Source organism: Luteibacter sp. dw_328 (assembly GCF_018449605.1).
Classification (GTDB): Bacteria; Pseudomonadota; Gammaproteobacteria; order Xanthomonadales; family Rhodanobacteraceae; genus Luteibacter.
Genome location: NZ_JAAVUW010000008.1, coordinates 218,411 through 238,621 on the forward strand (window position 1 = coordinate 218,411; position 20,211 = coordinate 238,621).

Consider the following 20,211-nt stretch of genomic DNA (forward strand, 5'->3'; position numbering starts at 1 on the left):
CCACCCGGTACAATGGGGGGATGGATGTTTCCCATCTCCTCGATTCCCTCAACGACGCCCAGCGCGAGGCCGTCAGCGCCCCGCCCGGGCACTATCTGATCCTCGCCGGTGCCGGCTCCGGCAAGACCCGTGTCCTGATCAACCGTATCGGTTGGCTGACCCAGGTCGAGCGGGTGCCCCCGTGGGCGATCCTCGCCGTGACCTTTACCAACAAGGCGGCCGGCGAGATGCGTACGCGCCTCGACGGAATCATCCCGGGGGGCACGCAGGGCCTGACAGTCGGCACCTTCCACGGCATCGCCCATCGCCTTCTCCGGCGACACTGGCGCGAGGCGGGCCTGGTCGAAGGTTTCCAGATCCTCGATTCGGACGACCAGCAACGCCTGATCAAGCGGATCATCGCCGGACTTGGCCTTGACGAAGCACGCTTTCCGCCGCGTCAGGCCAGCTGGCAGATCAATAACTGGAAGGACGAAGGCAAGCGCCCGGACGCGATCGAGCATCGCGACCATCCGGTCACGCGCACCTTCGTCGAGATCTACAAGGCCTACGAACAACAATGCCAGCGCGCCGGCCTGGTCGACTTCGCCGAGCTGCTGCTGCGTGCGCACGAGCTATGGCTGAAAGACCCACAGGTACTCAAGCACTACCAGGATCGCTGGCGCTATCTGTTGATCGACGAGTTCCAGGACACCAACACGCTGCAGTACGCGTGGATTCGCGTACTCGCCGGCAGCACCGGCCAGGTCTTCGTGGTCGGTGACGACGACCAGGCCATCTACGGCTGGCGCGGCGCGAAAGTCGAGAACGTGCAGCAGTTCCTCAACGACTTCGCCGGTGCGAAGACGATCCGCCTGGAGCAGAACTACCGCTCCACCTCGACGATCCTCAACGCGGCCAACGCAGTCATCTCGCGCAACGGCGGCCGTCTGGGCAAGCAGCTGTGGACCGATGGCGGCGAAGGCGAGCGCATCGCGCTTTACGCCGCCTATAACGAACAGGACGAGGCGCGCTTCGTCATCGAGCGCATTCGCGAGCACATCGCTGAAACCGGGAACGCACGCGACTGCGCCATCCTCTACCGCTCCAACGCGCAGTCACGCAACTTCGAAGAACAGCTGATCCAGCGCGACCTGCCCTACCGCGTCTACGGTGGCCTGCGCTTCTTCGAACGCGCTGAAATCAAGGATGCCCTGGCCTACCTGCGCCTGGCGTCGAGCCGTCATGACGATGCCGCCTTCGAGCGTGCCGTGAATACGCCGCCGCGCGGCATCGGCGACCGCACGCTCGACGAGCTGCGCCGGCGCGCACGTACCGACAGCAGCTCCATGTGGGAGGCCATGCTGACGGAAGCATCCATCGGCGGCCTCGCAGGCCGCGCGAAGAATGCGCTCAAGGCTTTCATCGGCCTCGTCGACAACCTCGCGCGCACCTTCGGCGGCCACGACAGGCTCGATGGCGACGAATCGCCCACGGCACTGAGTCTCGCCGAGCAGATCGAGCACGCGATCCTCCACACCGGGCTGCGCGACTTCTACGAAAACGACAAGCGTGGCAATGGCGAGGCGCGCGTCGAAAACCTGGACGAGCTGGTCAACGTCGCGAGCCGTTTCGAGATGACCCCGGAAGACGTCGACGCCGGCCTCAACGAACTCTCGGCCTTCCTGTCGCATGCTTCACTGGAGGCCGGTGAGGGCCAGGGTGAAGCATGGGACGACTGCGTGCAGCTGATGACGCTGCATTCGGCCAAGGGCCTCGAGTTTCCCATCGTCTTCCTCGTCGGCATGGAAGAAGGCCTGTTCCCGAGCCAGCGTTCCACCGAGGAAGACAACCGGCTCGAGGAAGAGCGCCGTCTCGCGTACGTCGGCATCACCCGTGCGCGCGAACGCCTGTACGTGTCGCACGCGGAGTCGCGGCGCATGCACGGCACGGAGATGCTGGCCCGGCCCTCGCGTTTCCTGGGCGAGATCCCGCCGGAGCTGATCGACGAACTGCGCCCCCGCGTGCAGGTATCGCGACCGGCCTACGCCGACCGTTATTCAGGCGGTGGCGGCAGTAGTTCCCTGGTGGAGGCCTCACCCATCGCGCTCGGCCAGCGGGTCAGCCACCCCAAATTCGGCGAAGGCACGGTCGTCAGCGCCGAGGGCGCCGGGGCCCATATGCGCCTGCAGGTGAACTTCGAGGATGCCGGAAGCAAGTGGTTGGTTTACGCTTACGCGAATCTGACCGCGTTGTAAGGGGCTCCAACGCGCCACGCTCCCATCCACGGGAGCGTCGTGGCGTGCCCTGAGAGCGGCAGCGCGAACCGCACCAGGGAGCAACAGACACATGATCGTGGGGATCGACCTCGGCACGACCAACAGCCTCGTCGCGGCGTGGATCGACGGCGCTCCGCGCCTGATCCCGAATGCGCTGGGTGGGATGCTCACGCCCTCCTGTGTCGGGATCGACCAGGACGGCAGCGTGCTGGTGGGCGAAGCGGCACGCGAACGCCTGCAGACCCATCCGGAGCAGACCGCCTCGCTCTTCAAGCGCTACATGGGCAGTGCGCGGACCGTGCGTCTTGGTGATCGCGACTATCGGGCAGAGGAGCTTTCCGCCCTCGTCCTCCGTTCGCTGAAGGCCGACGCCGAGGCCGCGCTTGGCGTCCCGGTCACCGAAGCCATCATTACCGTTCCGGCCTACTTCTCCGATGCCCAACGCAAGGCCACTCGTGTCGCCGGCGAGCTCGCCGGCCTCAAGGTTGAACGCCTGCTCAACGAGCCCACCGCCGCCGCACTGGCCTACGGCCTCCACGACGCTCAGGGCGAGACGCAGTTCCTCGTCTTCGATCTCGGCGGCGGCACGTTCGATGTCTCGATCCTGGAAATGTTCGACGGCGTGATGGAAGTGCGCGCCAGCGCCGGTGACAACATGCTCGGTGGCGAAGACTTCGTCACCCTGATCGCGGGCCTCGCTTTCCAGAACGGCATTCCTGACGCGGCGAGTACGGACCCCGTATTCATGCAACGTCTGACGGCGCGTGCGGAAGCGGCCAAGCGCCAACTGGGTACCCAGGCAAGTGTGGTCTTCGACGTCACCTGGAAGGGCCACGAGGCCCGCGTCGAACTCGATAACGAAGCATTCGAGAAGCTCTCGCAGCCGCTACTCACGCGACTCTGGCGCCCGATCGAACGCTCGCTTCGCGACGCTCGCATCCGTGCCGCCGATCTCGATAACGTGGTCCTCGCGGGGGGCGCGACGCGAATGCCCATGATTCGCGCCCTGGCGACGCGCATGTTCGGACGGTTCCCCGCCATGGGACACAACCCGGACGAAGTGGTCGCACTCGGTGCCGCGGTCCAGGCCGGACTGAAGATGAAGGACAAGGCGCTCCAGGAGATGGTGATGACGGACGTGTGTCCGTACACCCTTGGCACCGCCGTCTCGCGTCATATCGAAGGTGGTGGACGGGCCGATGGCCTCTATTCGCCGATCATCCAACGCAACACCGTGGTGCCGGTCAGCCGCGTTCAGCGCTACGTGCCTGTCGACCCCAACCAGCCGTCCCTTCGCATCGATGTCTACCAGGGCGAGTCGCGACTGGTTCGCGACAACATCCTGCTCGGCGAAGTGACCGTGCCCCTCACGCCTGGTCCCGGCCATGCGGAGGGCGTGGATGTACGCTTCACTTACGACGTCAACGGCCTTCTCGAAGTCGAAGTCACCCTCGTTGCAACGTCGGAAACGCGCCACCTCGTCATCGAAGGTCATGAAGGAAGCCTGGGGCCCGACGAGATCGCACGACGGCTCGAAGCGCTGGCGGCACTCAAGGTGCATCCACGCGATACGCTCGAGAACCGCACGCTGCTCGCGCGTGCCGAACGCCTCTACGAACAATTGCTAGACCAGGCGCGCGACCATCTGGGCCAGATGATCCTGCGCTTCGAGCAGGTGCTGGCGACGCAGGATCCGCGCCTTGTCGCACGCGACGCCGCGTTGTTCCGCGATGCCTTGCAAGGCATCGAGGCAAACGATCACTTCGCACCCGACCTGGCGGACTAAGGAATAGCCTTATGTCGATGCCCTGGTTCCTGGCACTGCTGCAGCTTCCCCCGCACGCCGACGAGCGTTCGGTACGCCGCGCCTACGCCCTTCGCCTCAAGCTGATCGACCCGGCAACCGACCCGGCGGGGTTTGCCCAATTACGCGAGGCTTACGAAGCAGCGCGCGCCTGGGTGGCTGACGAGGACCACATCGTCGACGTCAACGTTGAAGCGCCTCCTCCTGCCGCGGAGCCAGAGCCGGAGCCGGCGCGGGTCGACGATGCGAGCCCGCTCCCGGCCGTCGTGGCGATCAATCCGCAGGAAGAGGCCATACGACTCATCGATTGGCTCGCCACGCGCATCGCGTACGGCGAGGCGTCGGACATCCGGCAGGATCTGGAAGCCTGTACCGCAAAACTTCGCCTGCAATACATCGATGCGCCGGGAATATTCGAGGACGTTCTGATCGATCGTCTCGCAAGAGGCCTGCTCCGCAAGCGTGCGTACGTGTTCGACTTCGCCGCGCAACATTTTCATTGGCAGGAGATCGGCCACCTCGCGGCGCTCGGCCCGAAGGGCATGTGGATCGATGCCGTGGAATCGCAACGCATGGCCTGGGCCGGCCTGCCCCCGCTCATTCGCGCGAACAGGCTTTCCCTGATCGAGCGAGCCGAAGCGTCAAAGGGCGCGTTACCCTCGCAGATCGTCAGGCGCTGGTTCGAAGTCCGCGACGACTTTCGACGATTTCCGGCTTACCTTGGCCTGTACCTGACGGTCCCGCGCCAGCAGGAATGGGCGTTGTGTTACGACGCGTTACCCGCAACCGAGCGGCAGGCGCTCGAAACGCCCGTAAAGAAACGTCGCCTACGCATACTGGCCCCCGTCTGGGTCGTCGTGGTCATCGTCGCACTCGGTGTCCTGACTCGTCCGTCTCTCTATCAGGGCACGTTGGACCATCGGCCGGCCCTTGCCGAGCCGTCTTCGGTTCCCGCGGCATCGGCACCCATGGGCCGGAGGGTCTCGAACGATCTGCAAGTCGCTCTCGCCGAGCCCGTCGCCCCTGCCAGGCAGGGCAAGGGATGGATCGTCATCACGCTCACCAATCGTGGGCGATCACCGTTGTTCCTCAGGAAGGCTCTGACTCCGCCGATGACGCGCGATGGTCATGTCGGCCGCCCCCTGTTCACCATCGTCGACCAGCATGGCATCCGGCCGAGGTTCAGGGGCCTGGAGAACCCTACCGACGCAAGGGATCCGGCGAGCTTCTATCTCCGCCTCGATCCGGGACAGACGCTGACCAATGCGCTGGACCTTTCCGTCGACTACGACCTCCTTCCGGAGAGGCGTTACACGATTCGATATACGCAGCCCGTCACCGGGAGCGGCAGTGTCGACGCAAACGGCGCGCCCCACGACGAGAGCGAGTACGTGGCGAGCAACACCGTTTACATGGACTTTCACGGCTGGGGCCGATCCACCAGCGACTGACCTACGGGGAAAGTCGCGGCACCCCGTGCTGGTCGCGTTCTTCGACCGCGGTGACTCGTGTGTCGATGCGATGGTTGCGCGCCTCAGGCAACGCCTCGGTGGCTTCACCACGAGCAAACGCCAGCGCGTTCCGGTAGCAACGCTGGGCAAGCTCCGGATGCGCTTCGCCGACATAGACATCACCGAGGGCTTCCCACGCGTCGGCGTTCGGCGCGATAGCAAGCGCACGTTCGAGGAAGGGCTTCGCCTTACCCCAAAGACGCGCACGCACGCACATACGACCGACGGCCGTCAGTAGCGCGGCATCGTTCGGGTGTGTATCCACCCAGCCTTCCGCCCGCCGCAACCGCTGTTCCAGATCCTCCGCGCCCATGCCGCCATAGGTGGCGATGAGGGTCGGTGACCACTCGCGACGCAGCGCGGTTTCGATCTCGTCCATGGCCGCCATGCTCTGGCCGAATCCCGACGCACGGCGCGCATACGCATCGACGGCAGCCGACAGCCGGCGCTGGCCCTTCGGTAACTGCGACCAAAGCGTGGAGAGCGAAGCACCATCGGGCGCGCTGGCGATGTTCGCCGCGACCGCCCGGCTTTCCAGTTCGGCGAACGCACGTGCACCGAGCTCGCCGCTTTTCTGTAACGGATCGAGGGCGCGCACGGCATTACGCGCGTCACCGGATTCCAGCGAAGCCTCGGCGTATTCGATCCAGCCGGACGGCGTGAGCGATCCACTGTTCGCTTCGGGCGCCAGCAGGGTCGCCGCCTCGGCGGCGCGACCCGCGCGACGAAGAAGGCGAGCGCGTAACACGCGCGCGGCGCGCGGCGTTTCCTGGGCCGCCTGATCGAGTGTTTCGAGAGCGCGCGTCGACTCGCCGTGGCGCTCGGCGGCTTCGGCGGCCGCGAGCAAGGCAGGGCCACGCACCGACGGGTAGCGCGCCGCGCGATTCAGATCGCGCTCGGCTTCGCCGTGACGGCCTTCGATCAGCGCGACGAGACCATCGGCGAGCCGACGACGACTGAGTCGCCGATGACGGCGGTTCAGCGCACCGAAGGGCCAGCGGATCAACGTGACCAGCGCAGCGATGACGGCCCAGGCGAGCAACAGGATCACCACGGCGCTGACGACGGTCATCTGCAACGTCGTGCCACGCAGCCGTATCAGAACCGAGCCCGGATCATCCGCTACCCAATGCCAGGCGAACGCCGCGAGCACCGCGACCAGGATAAAACCGACAATCCAGCGCCATAGCTTCATGGCGTGGCCTTCGGAGCAGCCGTCGAAGCCGATGCGGGATGGGCGACAGACTCTGCATGCGCCGGTGCGGCGGCCGGGCCGGGCTGCAGCGCATGCACCGAACGCAGGTTATGCAGTTCGTTCATCGCAGCGCCCAGTTTCGGCGCGGCACCCTTGGCCTGGCTGGCCAGTAGCGCGGCGATCCGTACGCGAGCGGCCCGCACCGTCGGCGAGTTCGGATTGAAACGCGCCGCGAGCGTCGCGTCGACGCGCTTCAGCGCGGCAGCTCGACCCACGTCGTCATAGGCCAACACGGCGGCCTCGGCGTGGGCGACATCCAGCGCCGCGAGCTCGCGCGCAAGGCGATCGTCGGCGAGACCCAACGGCGTGCCGTCGTCATGGCTTACCTTGACGATGCTGCCGAGCGCATCGCCGGCGCGCTGCCAGAAACCACGCGTTTCGGTCGCGGCTGTCGGCGCATCGAGATCTTTCAGCGGCAAGGTAGGAATCTGCGCTCGCAGGTCGGCGAGCGCGGCAAGATCGCTTGCCCGCGCCGATGGCGCCACGGCCGCAAGCGCGTCGCGCTCCGCCTTCAGGCTCTGCCGGACGGCCGCGAACGCGCTGTCGTTCACCGCCGCGAGCGTGCTATCGGCGAGGTCGTAGGCGGAAAGCGCCCCACTGGCGTCGCCGAACAGCGCGAAGCGCTCCTTGGCCATGCGCAGCAAGGACTCCGCTTCGTCGAGCAGCATCGCGTCGTGCCCGCTGAGGCTTCGCTCGGACAGATTGGCGACGGCGTCTTCAAGATTTTTCGTACGTTCGGAGACACCGAGCATCTCTTCGCGGGCCGAGCGATTGACGCCGTCTGCGTCACTGACACGGCGACGCAGGTTGGCATTGTCGTCACGCAGACCGTCGACCGTGCCCTGCAGCGTGTCGACCTGTCCGCGAAGTCCGTTGGCGGCGCCGACGTCCTGGCGCATGGTCCAGACGGTCCACGCGGTGTAGCCGGCGGCGCCCAGGGCGGCCAGCGAGATCAGGATCGCCAGGGCAAGTGCGCCACCGCCACGGCGAGGTGCCGGGTCGGCAGTCCGCCGTGGGCTGGCAGACACAGGCGCGGCGGCCGGGGCCGGCGTCGCCGGAATGGGTGCGGTCGGTGGGGTCTCGGTCGTCATGCGAGGCATGCTAGCAGGCCATACGCCAACGCATGGAATACATCCCTCAACGGCGCGTGAACGAGACCTCCGCAGCGGCCGCCAGCAGGTCGCCCGGAAGGGCCGAACGCGCCACGACGACGCGCTCGAAGCCGGTTTCCAACGCGATGTCCCGAAGCCGCTCGCTGCTGACCACGGCCACGGCCTGGACCAGCCGGCGCCAGGCCGGGGCGATCAGGGCGCGATGCAGGTGATCCAGCGCTTCGGCGCTGGACAACAGGACCGCCGAGCGGCGGCCGAGCTTCAGCAGGGGATCGATATGACGGCGGTCGATGCGTGGGGCCACGCGGTGGTAGACATGGACTTCGTCGAGCACCGCGCCGCGCGCGAGGAGTTGCTCGCGCAGCAGGCCTCGGCCGCCGGGGGCGCCGATCAGGGCGACCCGCTTACCCGCCACCGCCGCCAGTTCGGGCAGGCCGAGCACGCCCTCGCTGTCCTGCGAGGTTTCCGGAAAACGCACATCGGTGAGGTTGGCGGTTCTCAGGGCCCGGGCGGTGCCACGACCCACGGCGATCACCGTGGCCCGGGTCGCCAGGGGCAACACGTCCGCCGCGAAGCGGACGGCGGCCGGGCTGGTGAAAACCAGCACGTCACCCTCGAGCGCGGCGCGCAGCGCGGCGTCCACCGCCGAGGCGTCTTCGATGGCGCGGAGCGATAGCCCAGGCACGCTGACCGGAATGCCTCCCAGCTTGCGTACCCGACGGGAGAGCGGGCCTGCAGTGCCCGCAGGGCGGGTGATGACGACGGTAACGTTGCGAAGAGGGTAGTTACGGCTCACGAAAGCATCCTGCTACTGAGCGCTCAGGATAGGAAGCGGCCGCCTTGCGGGCCACTGCCGAAGGTCGTGGTTCGGCCATACGGGTGCGAACGGTTTGCCTTGCCTCGTAGACTTCGCTGCTTATGACTCCCAACGACATTTCCCTCGCCGATCTCGAGCGCTTCATCCTCGATGGCATTCCCCTCGCGCGGGCCATGGCGGTGAGCATCGACAGCTTCGATGGCATGCGTCTGGTCATGACGGCACCGCTGCTGCCCAACATCAACGACAAGGCCTGTGCCTTCGGCGGAAGCATCGTGGCGCTGATGACCCTGACCTGCTGGGCCCTGGTCGAGGCCGTGCTCCGCGAGCGCGGGGAGGACTGCGATGTCTTCGTCGCCGATTCCACGGTGCGCTACCTGGACCCCATCTGGGACGACCTCCGCGCCGAGGCCACCCTTGCCCCCGGGGCCAACTGGAAGGGCTTCTTTGGCATGCTGAAAGCCCGTGGACGGGCCCGTGGGGACTTCACCTGCGTGGTTCCGGGTGCGGACGGGAAACCGATGGCCAGCCTGGATGCGCGTTTCGTCGCCAAACGCCGGGCATAATGCCGGCCGACGCCACGATGGAACCTGCCATGCGCCGTATCGCCCTGCTTTTCCTCGTTCTTGCCGTATCCCTGCTGTCCGGCTGCGCCACCGACATACGTAATGAAGCGCTCACCCGCACCACCAACGCCTATGCGTCGGCGGTCCGATGGGGTGACTGGGAAGGTGCGCAGAGCTTCCTCGACAAGGACTACATCGCCGACCACCCGCTCAGCTCCGTCGACCAGGGCCGGCTCGGCCAGCTGCGCATCACCGGCTATGACGAGGGCGGCGGCCCGCGGCCCGATGGCGACAACGAAGTCGTCCAGGTCGTCCAGATCAACGTGGTCAACATCAACACCCAGTCCGAGCGCACCGTGGTCGACCGCCAGCGCTGGCGTTACGACCCGGAAAAGAAGAAGTGGTGGCTGATGACCGGCCTGCCCGACTTCTCGCCGAAGTAAAGCCTATATAATCGGCCGTTTATCCCCACTGGGACGCGCAATAACCCGATGAACGACGTACTGCACAAGTTGCCCGAATTCGCCAGCAACCATCTGCTGCTGGTCGCGCTGTTCGTGGCGATCCTGCTCGCCCTGCTCGGTGGCGAAGTGATGACCCTCTTCCGCAAGTGGAAGATGCTCACCCCGGCTGGCCTGACCCAGCTGATCAACCGCGATACACCGCTGATCATCGACCTCTCGGCCAGCGCCGACTTCGAAAAAGCCCATGTTCCGGGCGCCAAGAACGTGGCCATGAGCCAGTTCGACCCGGAAACGCAGAAGGACCTCAGCAAGGCCAAGGACCTTCCGGTCGTGCTCATCGACAAGGACGGCCGCGGCGTCGGCAAGGCAGCCAACCGCCTGATCAAGGCCGGCTTCCAGAAGGTCTTCGTGCTCGACGGCGGCACCTATGCCTGGCAGACCGCCCAGCTACCGCTCGCGAAAGGCAAGAAATAGGCGTTTCTGGGCGGCTCGGCTTCGCCGTCGCTTCGTACACTTGGGCGTCTCGCGGGGAGACCTTGGTGCCCACCCTCGCGGCTCAGACACGTCCTCCGCGTTCGAGAAGGAAAGGCCGCTCCGCGGCCCATGTACCTACTGGCCTACGGCCGCGCAGTGGCCTTTCCGGTACGAAACGCGGAGGACGTGTCTGAGCAGCGAGGGTGGGCACCGAGGGCTCTGCGCCGCTACGTCCGCGCCCGCCGCAGCGTGAGCTTTAACGCTTCAAAGACCGTGGATCCCCGCCCGACCCCGCAGGATCGCATCCAGCACGTCGGGCGCCACGTCGAATGAATCGAAGTACAGCCGGTCTTCCGGCAGGTTCGCATCGATGAAGAGCTGGCGTCCGGCGGCGACCATCGCGGGGGGACCGCTCATATAGAGGTCGAACGCGGCGAGGTCCGGAAAGTCTTCCAGCAGGGCCTCGTGAATGAGGCCTTCGCGAAGCCCGCTGGCGCGGGCCGCCTCGGGATCGGATAACACCGGCGTAAAGGTGATCGTCGGCGTGTCCGCCGCCCAGCCGCGCGCGAGGTCGGCGAGATAAAGGTCCTCGGCGATCCGCGCACCCCAGTAAATATGCATCGGTCGACGCGTCCCGAGTGCGATGAAGTGCTCGACGATCGCCTTCACCGGTGCAAAGCCGGTACCGCCGGCCATGAACAGCATGGGTCGCTCGGAATCCTCGCGCGGCACGAAGGTGCCCAGCGGCACCTCGATGGTCAGCCGATCGCCGACCTTCAACGATTCATACACCCAGGAAGTGAAGCCACCGCCGGGCACATGGCGTACGTGAAGCTCGATCGTTCCGTCGGCGCGCGGGCCGCTGGCGATCGAGAACGGCCGATGCTTGCCATCCTCGAGAATCACGTCGAGGTACTGACCCGGCAGCCAGTTCAGCCGATCGTCGCCAAGCGGCTTCAGCCAGATACCTACTACGTCCGGTGCAAGCATGCGTCGCTCGACGACGACGGTCTCGGCACGACGGTGCGGGATGTCTTCCACCGACGCGATCTCGCGCGCCTGGATGGCGATGTCACCGCAGGGAACGGCCTGGCAGAGCAGGATCGCGTGACGCATGCGTGCCGGACCGGAAAGGGCCGTTGGCGGATTGCGCGGGTACGAGCATTCACCCTCGACGAGGGTGGCCTTGCAGCTTCCGCACACGCCGCCTCGGCACGAATACGGGAGGGCGATTCCCGCGCGCTGGGCGGCTTCGAGCACGGTTTCGTCGGCAGCGGCGTCGAATCGCTTGCCGGACGATGTCAGGGTTACGGTGGGCACCCGCGCATTGTAGGACAATGGCGGCTTGTTCATTACACGATGCCTGCCCATGGCCATCTGGAAGCAACCCATCGACTTCGCGCGGATCAACGGCTGGAGCCGGGGCACGATGATGGAGACGCTCGACATACGCTTCGTCGACGCGGGTGACGACTGGATTCGCGGCACCATGCCTGTCGACCACCGCACGCAGCAGCCGTTCGGGCTACTTCATGGCGGCGCGTCCGTGGTGCTGGCCGAGACGCTGGGCAGCACCGCCGCCCTGCTCACGCTCGACGTGGAGAAGGAAATCGCCGTCGGCCTGGATATCAATGCGAACCACCTCCGTGGCGTACGCAGTGGCCTGGTCACCGGCACGGCAAAAGCCATTCACCTGGGGCGGACCACCCAGGTATGGGAAATCCGCATCGAAGAGGAAGCCGGCAAGCTGGTCTGCCTGTCGCGGCTGACCATGGCGGTGATTCCATCGCCGGGTGGCGCCCCGGGAAATCTTCGCTCGTGAGTGAAGGTGCGCCGTATGCGGCGCTCTCGCCAGACGTGGTGCTCGCCGCGGTGGATGCCGCCGGATCGTGGAGCGACGGCCGCCTGCTGACCCTTAACAGCTACGAGAATCGTGTTTTCCAGGTGGGACTCGAGGAAGGCGGTTTCGTCGTCGCCAAGTTCTACCGCCCTGGCCGATGGACGGACGCAGCGATCGCGGAAGAGCATGCCTTCGCCCTCGAACTGGCCGCCGCCGAGCTGCCGATGGTGGCGCCCCTCGCGTTCGAGGGCCAGACATTGCTGCGCCACGCCGGCTACCGTTATGCGATCTACCCGCGACGTGGCGGACGGGCGCCTTCGCTGGAATCGGCGGACCAGCTGGAATGGCTGGGCCGGCTGCTGGCACGCATGCACGCCGTGGGAGCGCGCGGCCACTTCCACGCTCGCGGCACCCTGGACCGGCCGACGATGATCGAAGCGCCCATGCGCGCGACACTCGGCTCCGCCTTGCTGCCGGCGCACCTGTTCGACGCCTACCGTTTCGCGGCAGGCCGTGTCGATACCGCCGTCGCGGACCGCATCGAGGCCGTCGGCCCGGTGCACCGCATTCGCCTTCACGGTGACTGCCATCCCGGCAACGTTCTGTGGACCGATGCGGGTCCGCATTTCGTCGACCTCGACGACGCCCGTACCGGCCCTGCCGTGCAGGACCTTTGGATGCTCGCCGGTGACGACGCCATGATGAAAGCCCTGCTCGAGGGCTACGGACAGTTCCGCGATTTCGATACCACCGAACTGGCCCTGATTCCCGTGCTGCGTGCGATGCGCCAGGTCCACTACGCCGGATGGATCGCCGAACGCTGGCACGATCCCGCCTTCCCCGCCGCCTTCCCCTTCGCCGCCGAAGCGCGTTGGTGGGAACAGCACATCGCCGATCTCCACGAGATCGCCGACGACCTCTAATCCACGGAGAACCCATGCATTCTTTTTTCACCCGCGTCATCGCCGTTTTTGAGATCGCCGGCGGCCTGTTCGGCCTCGTCCACCAGTTCGATCGCCTCCTTGGCGGACGCTTCAGCGGCCTGGACGCCATCGTCGCCGTGCTCGGCGTACTGCTGTTCGCCTTCATGCTCGTCGCCGGCATACTGCTGGCCAGCAACGATGGTCGCGGCACGCAAATGTCGATCTGGGCGCAATTCCTCCAGGCGCCCCTGATCGCGACGCCCGTCTTCAGTTACGCGCTGTCGAGCGGCGCCTTCGTCAACCTCTTCATCACCCTGCAGCGTGCCCCGCGGTTGGGTTTCGACTGGTCTATCGCGACACATGGCTGGCAGCTCGCCCTCGGTGGACCGTCGCCGGCGCACCTGGGCATCAACCTGCTGGCCCTGGTTTCCTGGCTGATCCTGCGCTTCGGTCGCTAAGCCCCGGTATCATGGCGGCATGAACAGTCCTGCCACGCCCACCATCCGCCTGAAAACCGACCGCGTCCCCGGCCACCCGTGGGTATGGTCGGCCCAGATCGTCAAGCCCGAAGAACGCCTGCCGCCCGGGAGCGTCGTCGACGTGCTCGATGCGAAGGGCCGTTTTGTCGGGCGCGGATTCTGGAATGGCCATGCGCGCGTGGCACTGCGCCTGCTCACCACCGACGCCGACCAGGCCATCGACGCCGGCTGGATCGCTTCGCGGATTGCCAAGGCCGTGGAACTCCGTCGCGACCTGCTCCGCCTGGACGAGGTGAGCGACGCCTGGCGCGTGGTCCACAGCGAAGGCGACGGCCTCTCCGGCCTGGTCGTGGATCGTTACGCGAACCATCTCGTGGTGGAGTACTTTGCCGCCGGCATGTGGCGCTTCCGTGAGGCCATTCACGCGGAATTGCAACGCCACTTCCCCGGCGCGTCGCTTTACTGGTTCGCCGAAGATCACGTGCAGCGGCAGGAGTCGTTCGATGTCCGCTCCAACGACGCGCCTGCCGCCGTCGACGTGCACGAGCACGGGCTAGCCTTCCATGCCGCACCCGGCCTCGGCCACAAGACCGGCTTCTTCGCCGACCAGCGCGACAACCGTCGCCGCTTTGCCCAGCTGGCGCGCGGGCGCCGCGTGCTCGACCTCTGCTGCAATGCCGGCGGCTTTGCGGTACACGCCATGAAGGCGGGCGCGCGGGAGGCCATCGGCGTCGACGCCGATGCGGCCATCCTCGACGTCGCCCGTGAAAATGCCCGACTGAACAGCGTCGAGGCGACGTTCGAACAGGGCGACGTTTTCGAGTGGTTGCGCGCTGCCATTGCCCGCGGCGACACCTGGGACGCTGTCGTGCTCGACCCGCCCAAGCTCACGCGCGACCGCAACCAGGTGGTCAACGCACTAAAGAAGTACTTCGCCATGAACCGCACGGCGCTCGACGTGATCGCCCCCGGCGGGATCCTCCTGACCTGCTCGTGCACGGGTCTTGTCGGCGAGGACGACTTCATCGAAATGATCCGCCGTGTCGCCCTCAATGCGGGCCGCAACATCCAGATCCTCCATGTGGACGGGGCCGGCGCAGACCACCCGGTGGCGAGTAACGTCCCCGAGAACCGCTACCTCAAGGCGGTTTACTGCCGCGTCGACTGACGCCGCGTTCACCGTGTCTTGATCGCTGGCCGGCACACACTGCCGGCCATGTCCAGGAAACCACCCGACGACGCCCTTGTGGTGCCGGATGTCGAACGGGCCCACGCGAAAGCGGCGGGCCTGGTCTATGTGTGCGACACCGACACCGGCATCACGCGACGCAAGCGCGGGCGGGCCTTCCAGTACATGGATGTCGAGGGCAAGCGGATAACCGATGAGGACGTGCTGACGCGTATACGCGCCCTGGCCATTCCGCCGGCCTATACGAAGGTATGGATCTGCCCCAACGAGCGAGGCCATCTCCAGGCGACAGGTCGTGACGCCCGGTTGCGCAAACAGTACCGGTACCACGCGAAGTGGCGGCATGTGCGCGATTGCGACAAGTTCGAGCGGATCCTGGAGTTCGGCGAAGCGCTCCCCCACCTGCGTCGTCGCCTGCGCAAGGACCTCAGCCTGCCCGGCCTGCCGCGCGACAAGGTGCTGGCACTCGTGGTGAGCCTGTTGGAAGAGACCATGATCCGCGTAGGTAACGACACCTACGCCAAACAGAACAACTCCTTCGGCCTGACCACCCTGCGCTCGCGCCATGTCGCCGCGCGCAAGGACCGGATCGAGTTCCACTTTCGTGGCAAGAGCGGCCAGTGGCGCGATGTCACGCTCGACGACCGCAAACTCGTGAAAGCCGTGCGCAAAGTCCAGGAGCTTCCCGGTCAACGACTGTTCCAGTATCTGGACGACGAAGGACAACGCCAGCCCATCGATTCCGGCATGGTGAACGATTACCTGCGAGAAGTGACCGGCGGAGAGTTCACGGCGAAGGACTTCCGCACCTGGGGCGGCACGGTAAACGCCGTCGCCGTGCTGGCGGCGACAGCCGTCCCCGACGAGGGTGGCGAACGGGCCGTCAAGGCGACCCTCGCCGCGGCCGTCAAATCGGTGGCGACCGTGCTCGGCAACACGCCGGCCGTGTGTCGCGCGTCGTACATCCATCCGGAGGTGTTCGCGGGCTGGTTCGATGGTGAATTGCACCGTCGGGTGCCGGAAACGGGTGTCGTTTTCCCCCGCAAATTGGAAACCCTGACTCTGGCTTTTCTACGTCGACGGCTCCATGTATCCCGACGCTCCCGTTGAGACGAACGGATGGCTATAGTGCTCACACGGGGTTCGCGTTCGATATTTCAGGGGTTGTGTTGACGATGTTGCGGTGGAAGGTGATTCCCGTCCTGCTCGGCCTGACGGCAGGCCTGGGTGTACATGCGCAAGAGGCGCCTGCGGCGCCCCCGTTTTCCCTGCCCGATGCAGGCAGCCATCGCGGCGTGGTGGACGACACGTGGATCATTGCGCCCAAGCGACTGCCCGATGCCACGCTGTCCGCCGTCAAGAACTACGCCGATGAAGGCGACATCGCGGCCGGGGTGTCGCTGCGCTATCGCATCGACCACGCCGACTGGATCATCGCCGACGTTTTCATCTATCCGGCGGGCGAAGGCGACAGCCCGAAGATGCTGCATCGGGCATCGGAGGATTTCCGCGAATCGGTCGCCTATGCCGAGCGGCAGCAGATCTACCGGAACGTCTGGTGGGGTGACGAAAGCGCCTATACGGCATCGCTGGCCGGCGGAAAGAAACTCGAGGGCCGCTTCCTGCCGATCGTCTTCGATGCCCAGCAGGACATGCTGACGTCGCGTACCTACCTGTTCTACCGGAAGCTGTACTACGTGAAAATCCGGCTGACGACCACCGTCGATGCCGTGGACTCGCTCGCGGAAAATGCCGACCCTTTCATCAGTGGTCTTCTGGACGGCGTTGACATCATCAGTGTCGGCACCTGTGGTCGCAGCATGGATGTCGTGGCGCTGCAGCCAGGCGAGGCAACGCCGGGCGACCTTCCCGACGGCGTCAGCGCCGATGGCTTTCGCATGGCCCTGAAGCTCACGCGGGCAGGCACGCCAGCGTATGGCGCACAGATGGCGAAATCGATGGCCCTGGCCTCGAAGCGCCAGCTAGCCAGCGGTTGCACCACGCTCGACTACCATCCGCCACTGGAAGACGGCAACCGTACGGTGTTGCACCTGTCGTTCACCCCCGAAGACTGGGGTTCAACGGCAAAGCCATAAAAAACGGCCGGGACGCGTCCCACGCCCCGACCGTTGCCACCCGTGACTTGCGGCGACCGGCACATGATGCGCGAGTCGCCTGCTCAAGCCCATGGAAGGATTCTGAAAAAAACTTATTTCAGATGCGGCGCCAGCAACGGCATGTCCGCCGGACCCAACCGGTCCGATGCGGTCATCAACTGGTGCCAGTACGGGTAGAGCACCGGCGGCGCGCTCACCTCATCCAGGCGCTGACGCTCCTCGACCGTGAGTTTCAGCTCGGCGGCAGCCAGGTTGTCCTTGAACTGGGCCTCCGTGCGGCCACCGATCACCAGCGACGTCACCGCAGGACGTTCGAGCAACCAGGCCAGGGCGACCTGTGCGCCCGACACACCGCGCGATTCGGCGATCCCGACAAGCACGTCGACGATCCGCCACAGACGTTCTTCGTCGCGGATCGGCGGCTCCGTCCAGCCTTCGAGGTGACGCGATCCTTCCGGCGCCTTCGTGTCACGGCGATGCTTACCCGACAGCAGGCCACCGGCGAGCGGACTCCATACCAGGACGCCCAGGCCCTGGTCGATCGAGATCGGCAGCAGTTCGTATTCGGCCTCGCGTGCTTCCAGCGTGTAATGGATCTGCTGGCTGATGAAGCGCTGGCGGTGCTCACGCTCGCTCACGCCGAGCGCTTTCATCAGGTGCCATGCGGAATAGTTCGAGCAGCCCAGGTAACGCACCTTGCCGTCGCGAACCAGCGTATCGAGCGCCTCCAGGGTCTCCTCCAGCGGCGTCAGACCGTCCCACTGGTGCACCTGGTAGAGATCGATCACGTCCGTGCGCAGACGCTTCAGGCTGGCTTCGCACTCGCGAATCAAGTGATAGCGTGAGAGGCCGCCATGGTTGGGCCCGTCGCCCATCGGGAAGCGGGCCTTGGTAGCGATCAGCACGTCCTTCGGACGCTTGCCGCCGAGCACTTCGCCAATGATCTCTTCCGAACGACCGTCCGAATAGACGTTGGCCGTATCGATGAGGTTCACGCCGGCATCGATGCACATATCGATCAGTCGGCGAGCTTCATCCACGCCGGAGTTGCCGACCGAGGCGAACTTGCCCTGGCCGCCGAAGGTCATCGTGCCCATCGTGAGGGTGGAGACTTTGAGGCCGGAACGGCCAAGCAGTCGATATTCCATGGGGATTCCTTGTGGGGAGTAAACCCGCTCACGTTAGCGTCGGCCTCATTCATCTGTAAAATGGAAAATTCTGATCGTATTAAGCACCAGGCACACTCAATACCCATGGATCTCAAGCAACTCGAGTACTTTGTCGCCGTCGCGGAGGAGCGTCACTTCACGCGGGCGGCCCAGCGCCTCAACGTGGTCCAGTCCGGCCTTTCGCAGACCATCCGCAGCCTGGAAGACGAACTCGGTGGCCCGCTGTTCGTCCGCACCACGCGGAGCGTGGCGCTCACGGTGGCGGGCACGGTCTTGCTGGAGGAAGCGCACCGGGTGCTCGATGCGGCACGCTCGGCGCGTATGGCGGTGACCCAGGTGCACGGTCTCGCCCGGGGAAGGCTGCGCATCGGCGCTATTCAGAGCCTGGCCCCCTTCATCGACCTTCCAACCACCCTCGGGCGATTCCGCGACGCCTTTGGCGGCATCGACATCGAGCTTCGTTTCGACGGCACCGCCCATCTTCTGGAAGAAGTGCGCGACGGCCACCTGGATATCGCTTTTACCCAGCCACCTGCGCTGCCTGTCGCCGACGTGGTCACGAAGCTGCTGGTCTGCGAAGGCCTCGTGGCCGTGTGCCCGCCCAAGCATCGGCTGGCCGGTGCCCACGATGTGACGCTGGGTGACCTTGCGCAGGAAAGCTATGTCGATCTGCGCTCCGACTGGGGCATGCGCCAGCTGATCGACAACGCTTTCGCCGAGGCAGGCCTGAGTCGCCGTACCCGGTTCGAGGTCAACGACATGGGCATGTTGCTTGAACTCGCCGCGCAGGGCCTCGGCATCGCGCTGGTGCCGGAGTCGATCGCGAAGATTCGCCGCGACGACCGCCACGCCAGGCCCATCGCGTTCGCCGACATCGCCGAGGCCGAAGAACCGTGCTGGGAAATCGTCGTCGGATACCGCGCCCGTCAAGGCGAAGCACCGGGCCGTCTCGCCCAGGCCTTCCTCGACGTGCTCGTGCAGCCGGCGGGCGCCCTCTAGGGTTCGCCATCCCAGTAGTCCAGGCCGTTCTCCATCCGCTGCACGAAACTGAAGCGCGAGCCGTCGGGCTTCCTGACGATGGACGACTGCTTTCCGGAGTCCGGATACTCGACGAACTCCGGCGATTCGCGCGTGCTGATGGACAGATACTTCAGCGGCGCATCCGACGTGTTGATGAACTGGTGCGGGTAATCGGGCCCTGGAGGAATAAAGACCACGTCGCCCGCACGCACGGACAGATGTTCACCGGAAACGCGTAGCGTCCCCTCGCCTTCCAGCACCACGAACATTTCTTCCTGGGCATAGTGGAAGTGATACGGGCACGACATCTTGCCCGGGGCGACGATATCGAAGGAGGCACCGAGTTTCTCGGCAGCCGTCCCGGTGCCGAGCCGGATGCCAATGGCATCGTAGAGTGGCTCGCGGACAAATCGTTCGGCGGGTGCGTCGTTGAAGTTGCGGATGAGCTTCGCGGCGAGTTCGTTGGCGCGTCGGGTCATGAGCCTGCCATCGTGCGAGGTGGGTCCGCCGAGGCTAGCGCGATCCGCCGTCCACGTCTTCCCGACCGCCGTCCCTTGTAGACTCGCATGACCACCTGCCCGAGCGAACCGATGACGACGAAACCGCGCCCGTTTTCCATGATTCGTGACTTCGCACTGGCCGACTGGTTCACGCTGGGCAATGCGGCCAGTGGTGTCGGCGCGCTTTTCTCGACCATGACCTACCTGCAGGAAGGCGGCGTCTGGCACCTTTACATGGCGTGCGCACTGGTCCTGTTGGCGCTGATCTTCGACGTCCTCGACGGCCGTATTGCGCGGTGGCGCCAGCGGGCATCGCTGCTCGGCCGGGAACTGGACTCCCTTGCCGATGTGATCTCGTTCGGTGTGGCGCCCGCCGTCATTGGCTATGGCTGCGGCATGCAGGGCGGCCTGGACCGCGCGATCCTGCTCATGTTCGTCTGCTGCGGCGTCTCACGCCTGGCGCGATACAACGTCACGGCCGAGGATCATTCGAACGCCGAGGGCAAGGTCACTTACTTCGAGGGCACGCCCATTCCGACGTCGATCGTCCTGGTCGCCGTGCTCTGCATCGCCGCCTCGATGGGCGCCCTGCACGAGAACCTCTGGCTCGGCAATGTCCGGATCGCTTCGCTCGGCCTGCATCCGCTGGCGCTGATGTTCGCCGCATCCGGCGCGCTGATGGTCAGCCGCATCCGCATCCCGAAGCTCTAGCT

At 65.7% G+C, this 20,211-nt stretch carries 20 protein-coding genes; 14 read left to right on the forward strand and 6 right to left on the reverse strand.

Annotated elements, in window-relative coordinates; translation table 11 throughout:
• Window positions 1-20 precede the first annotated feature (20 nt).
• The 3 genes from uvrD to HB634_RS19325 all read left to right on the forward strand — a co-directional run bounded on the left by uvrD (window position 21) and on the right by HB634_RS19325 (window position 5,513).
• Complete coding sequence (gene uvrD, locus HB634_RS19315) at window positions 21-2,237, forward strand: DNA helicase II (RefSeq protein WP_213949767.1); 2,217 nt, start codon at window positions 21-23, stop codon at window positions 2,235-2,237.
• 91 nt (window positions 2,238-2,328) lie between these two features.
• On the forward strand, window positions 2,329-4,044 hold the full coding sequence (locus HB634_RS19320; RefSeq protein ID WP_063570997.1) for a molecular chaperone HscC: 1,716 nt from the start codon (window positions 2,329-2,331) through the stop codon (window positions 4,042-4,044).
• Window positions 4,045-4,055: 11 nt separating this feature from the next.
• The gene (locus tag HB634_RS19325; protein WP_213949768.1) at window positions 4,056-5,513 is read left to right on the forward strand and encodes a hypothetical protein; all 1,458 of its coding nucleotides are present in this window, start codon (window positions 4,056-4,058) and stop codon (window positions 5,511-5,513) included.
• Between the two features lies 1 nt (window position 5,514).
• On the opposite strand, the gene HB634_RS19330 is transcribed toward HB634_RS19325, so the two are convergent.
• From HB634_RS19330 to HB634_RS19340, 3 genes are read right to left on the reverse strand one after another with little or no spacing between them, the layout of a single operon-like run.
• The gene (locus HB634_RS19330; protein ID WP_063570995.1) at window positions 5,515-6,768 is read right to left on the reverse strand and encodes a heme biosynthesis HemY N-terminal domain-containing protein; all 1,254 of its coding nucleotides are present in this window, start codon (window positions 6,766-6,768) and stop codon (window positions 5,515-5,517) included.
• Entirely contained in the window at window positions 6,765-7,919 is a 1,155-nt protein-coding gene (locus tag HB634_RS19335; RefSeq protein WP_213949769.1) for a uroporphyrinogen-III C-methyltransferase, read from the reverse strand. Before HB634_RS19335 ends, HB634_RS19330 begins: the two co-directional genes overlap by 4 nt.
• A 46-nt stretch (window positions 7,920-7,965) precedes the next feature.
• The gene (locus HB634_RS19340; RefSeq protein WP_063570994.1) at window positions 7,966-8,736 is read right to left on the reverse strand and encodes a uroporphyrinogen-III synthase; all 771 of its coding nucleotides are present in this window, start codon (window positions 8,734-8,736) and stop codon (window positions 7,966-7,968) included.
• 122 nt (window positions 8,737-8,858) lie between these two features.
• On the opposite strand from HB634_RS19340, the gene HB634_RS19345 reads away from it, so the two are divergent.
• Genes HB634_RS19345 through HB634_RS19355 form a run of 3 tightly spaced genes read left to right on the forward strand, consistent with a single transcriptional unit; the run spans window position 8,859 to window position 10,261 of the window.
• Window positions 8,859-9,323 carry a YiiD C-terminal domain-containing protein gene (locus tag HB634_RS19345; protein ID WP_063570993.1) on the forward strand — a complete coding sequence of 155 codons (465 nt, stop codon included), beginning with the start codon at window positions 8,859-8,861 and terminating at the stop codon, window positions 9,321-9,323.
• Window positions 9,324-9,352: 29 nt separating this feature from the next.
• Window positions 9,353-9,766, forward strand: a complete 414-nt coding sequence (locus HB634_RS19350) for a hypothetical protein (protein WP_063571001.1) — start codon at window positions 9,353-9,355, stop codon at window positions 9,764-9,766.
• 48 nt (window positions 9,767-9,814) lie between these two features.
• Window positions 9,815-10,261 (forward strand): rhodanese-like domain-containing protein, encoded by a 447-nt coding sequence (locus HB634_RS19355; protein WP_063570992.1) that lies wholly within the window; start codon window positions 9,815-9,817, stop codon window positions 10,259-10,261.
• Between the two features lie 264 nt (window positions 10,262-10,525).
• Here the strand turns inward: HB634_RS19355 and HB634_RS19360 are convergent, their stop codons facing one another.
• Window positions 10,526-11,614, reverse strand: coding sequence for a 2Fe-2S iron-sulfur cluster-binding protein (locus HB634_RS19360; protein ID WP_213949770.1), 1,089 nt, complete (start codon window positions 11,612-11,614; stop codon window positions 10,526-10,528).
• Between the two features lie 16 nt (window positions 11,615-11,630).
• On the opposite strand from HB634_RS19360, the gene HB634_RS19365 reads away from it, so the two are divergent.
• The 6 genes from HB634_RS19365 to HB634_RS19390 all read left to right on the forward strand — a co-directional run bounded on the left by HB634_RS19365 (window position 11,631) and on the right by HB634_RS19390 (window position 16,788).
• Window positions 11,631-12,083 carry a hotdog fold thioesterase gene (locus tag HB634_RS19365; RefSeq protein ID WP_213949771.1) on the forward strand — a complete coding sequence of 151 codons (453 nt, stop codon included), beginning with the start codon at window positions 11,631-11,633 and terminating at the stop codon, window positions 12,081-12,083.
• Window positions 12,080-13,024 carry a serine/threonine protein kinase gene (locus HB634_RS19370; protein WP_063574082.1) on the forward strand — a complete coding sequence of 315 codons (945 nt, stop codon included), beginning with the start codon at window positions 12,080-12,082 and terminating at the stop codon, window positions 13,022-13,024. The genes HB634_RS19365 and HB634_RS19370 overlap by 4 nt, the downstream gene beginning before the upstream one ends.
• Before the next feature lie 14 nt (window positions 13,025-13,038).
• Entirely contained in the window at window positions 13,039-13,482 is a 444-nt protein-coding gene (locus HB634_RS19375; RefSeq protein WP_063574083.1) for a hypothetical protein, read from the forward strand.
• A 19-nt stretch (window positions 13,483-13,501) separates the two neighbouring features.
• Window positions 13,502-14,671: a class I SAM-dependent rRNA methyltransferase gene (locus HB634_RS19380; protein WP_063574230.1), complete on the forward strand. Its 1,170-nt coding sequence runs from the start codon at window positions 13,502-13,504 to the stop codon at window positions 14,669-14,671.
• Between the two features lie 48 nt (window positions 14,672-14,719).
• Window positions 14,720-15,802, forward strand: coding sequence for a DNA topoisomerase IB (locus tag HB634_RS19385; protein WP_213949773.1), 1,083 nt, complete (start codon window positions 14,720-14,722; stop codon window positions 15,800-15,802).
• Window positions 15,803-15,867: 65 nt separating this feature from the next.
• Window positions 15,868-16,788 (forward strand): hypothetical protein, encoded by a 921-nt coding sequence (locus tag HB634_RS19390; RefSeq protein ID WP_213949774.1) that lies wholly within the window; start codon window positions 15,868-15,870, stop codon window positions 16,786-16,788.
• Between the two features lie 113 nt (window positions 16,789-16,901).
• Here HB634_RS19390 and HB634_RS19395 read toward each other — a convergent pair whose 3' ends face one another.
• The gene (locus tag HB634_RS19395; protein ID WP_213949775.1) at window positions 16,902-17,957 is read right to left on the reverse strand and encodes an aldo/keto reductase; all 1,056 of its coding nucleotides are present in this window, start codon (window positions 17,955-17,957) and stop codon (window positions 16,902-16,904) included.
• A 105-nt stretch (window positions 17,958-18,062) separates the two neighbouring features.
• On the opposite strand from HB634_RS19395, the gene HB634_RS19400 reads away from it, so the two are divergent.
• Entirely contained in the window at window positions 18,063-18,977 is a 915-nt protein-coding gene (locus HB634_RS19400) for a LysR family transcriptional regulator (protein WP_063571860.1), read from the forward strand.
• Here HB634_RS19400 and HB634_RS19405 read toward each other — a convergent pair.
• On the reverse strand, window positions 18,974-19,477 hold the full coding sequence (locus tag HB634_RS19405) for a cupin domain-containing protein (RefSeq protein ID WP_213949776.1): 504 nt from the start codon (window positions 19,475-19,477) through the stop codon (window positions 18,974-18,976). The genes HB634_RS19400 and HB634_RS19405 overlap by 4 nt on opposite strands.
• Window positions 19,478-19,588: 111 nt before the next feature.
• On the opposite strand from HB634_RS19405, the gene pssA reads away from it, so the two are divergent.
• Window positions 19,589-20,209, forward strand: a complete 621-nt coding sequence (gene pssA / locus HB634_RS19410; RefSeq protein WP_063571861.1) for a CDP-diacylglycerol--serine O-phosphatidyltransferase — start codon at window positions 19,589-19,591, stop codon at window positions 20,207-20,209.
• Window positions 20,210-20,211 lie beyond the last annotated feature (2 nt).